General features: G+C 75.1%; 2 protein-coding genes and 1 pseudogene. All 3 read right to left on the bottom strand.

The features are described from left to right. Positions 1-207: pseudogene (locus EYA84_RS31555) on the bottom strand (MFS transporter); the annotation flags it as partial. A 27-nt stretch (positions 208-234) separates the two neighbouring features. Continuing rightward, entirely contained in the window at positions 235-936 is a 702-nt protein-coding gene (locus EYA84_RS31550) for a UdgX family uracil-DNA binding protein (protein ID WP_131057821.1), read from the bottom strand. A gap of 83 nt (positions 937-1,019) precedes the next feature. Continuing rightward, the coding region (locus EYA84_RS31545; RefSeq protein ID WP_131057820.1) for an aminotransferase class I/II-fold pyridoxal phosphate-dependent enzyme at positions 1,020-1,710 on the bottom strand (691 nt) is incomplete at its 5' end.

The following is a 1,710-nucleotide window of genomic DNA, read 5'->3' as shown; positions in this document are numbered from 1 at the left end:
CGGCGCCAGACCGGCCGCGGCGGTGCCGGCGAGCTCGGCGACGAGCAGCGCCCCGACGGCGAAGCCGATGGTCACCCCGATCCCGCCGAGCACCTGGGTGCCGCAGAGCAGTCGCAGGGTACGCCGCTGGAGCGACGCGACGTCGACGGGCGCCGGTGAGGTCACCGGGGACTCGTCGCGGTCGCGTTCGTGCAGATGCGGGCGCATGGCGGCAAGTGTGGCACCGCCGGACGGTCACCGGGTGAGTGCGCGGGCCGCCACCTTCAGGTCGGCGACGAGGCCGTCGTAGGCGACGTCCTGGTTGTCGGCGCGCAGCACCGCCGACGGGTGGATGGTGGCCAGCAGCCGGGCGGCGGGGGCGTCGGCGGTGTGCCCGGCGCTGTCCACCGGGACCCGCTGGAAGTCCTCGGGATGCTGCGCGGCGGCCGGCCAGGGCAGCAGTTCGCCACGCTGGCGGGTGACCCGGAACGTCGGGCCGAGCAGCGCCTTCGCGGCGGTCGCCCCGAGCACCACCACGATCTCCGGGTGCAGGCGGGCGAACTCGGCGACCAGCCAGGGCCGGCAGGCGGTGATGTGCACCCGGTCCGGCGTCTGGTGGATGCGCCGCCTGCCGCGCAGCTCGAAGCGGAAGTGCTTCACCGCGTTGGTGAGATAGATCTGCCGAGGGTCCAGCCCCGCGTCGTCGACCGCCCTGCGGAGCAGCCGACCCGCCGGGCCGACGAAGGGCAGTCCCTTCTGGTCCTCCAGGTCGCCGGGCTGCTCGCCGACGAAGACCACCCGGGCTCCGGCGTCGCCCCGACCGAAGACGGTCTGAGAGGCGTCGCGGTACAGCTCGCAGCCCCGGCAGCCGGCAGCGGCGGCGCGCAGGTCGTCGAGCGTGTCGGCGCGCGGCGGGATGAACCGTTGGGCGCCCGGTGCGGTGTCGGTGTCGGCCATGGCGACTGTTCTACCCGGTGTGGCGCGGGCCACGCGAACAAGGCCGGCAGTTCGGCCGTACGGGCAGGTCACGGGCAGATCGGTCAGGCACTGAACCCGGCGGGTGCGGCAGGGCGTGCCGCCCGGGCCAGCGCGTCGGCCAGCGCCGGTAGGTCCTCCTCGTCCAGCGCGCTGACGGTGATCCGCAACGCGGACGGACCGGCGATGCGGTAGAGCGCGCCCGGGGCGGCCAGCCAGCCGGCGTCCCGCAGCACGGTCGCGGCGAGGGTCTCGTCGGCCACCGGCAGCCACACGTTGATGCCGCTGCGTCCGTGGGCGGGCAGGCCACGGACGGCCAGGGCGGCGATCAACCCGTCGCGCCGCCGTTCGTAGCTGTCGGCGGCCCGCGCGACCGAGGCGGTCACCGCCGGGTCGTGCCAGAGCGAGAGCACCAGGCGTTGCAGCACGGTGGAGACCCAACCGGCGCCGACGCGGGCCCGTCCGGCCACCCGGGCCACCGTGGTCTCGTCCCCGGCCAGCACGGCCAGCCGCAGGTCGGGGCCGAACGGTTTGCTCACCGAGCGGAGGAAGGCCCAACTGGCGGTCGCGCCGGCCAGCGGGTGCAGCGGCACCCGGGCCAGTTCGGCGGCGTGGTCGTCCTCGATCAGCAGCAGGTCGGCGTACTCGGCGAGCAGGGCGCGCAGCGCGGCGGCCCGGTCGGCGGAGACGGCCGCGCCGGTGGGGTTCCTGTGTCTTATACACTTCTCCGAGCCCACGAGACTAGCGCTCATCTCG

This window comes from Verrucosispora sp. SN26_14.1 (genome assembly GCF_004307965.1).
Lineage (GTDB): Bacteria > Actinomycetota > Actinomycetes > Mycobacteriales > Micromonosporaceae > Micromonospora.
The sequence above is the reverse complement of the archived record's forward strand: the minus strand, read 5'-3'. Positions and strand labels throughout refer to the sequence as shown.

Bases quoted from the DNA above. Each gene is read 5' to 3' on its own strand.
- EYA84_RS31550 (WP_131057821.1), bottom strand. From the start codon at position 936: ATGGCCGACACCGACACCGCACCGGGCGCCCAACGGTTCATCCCGCCG.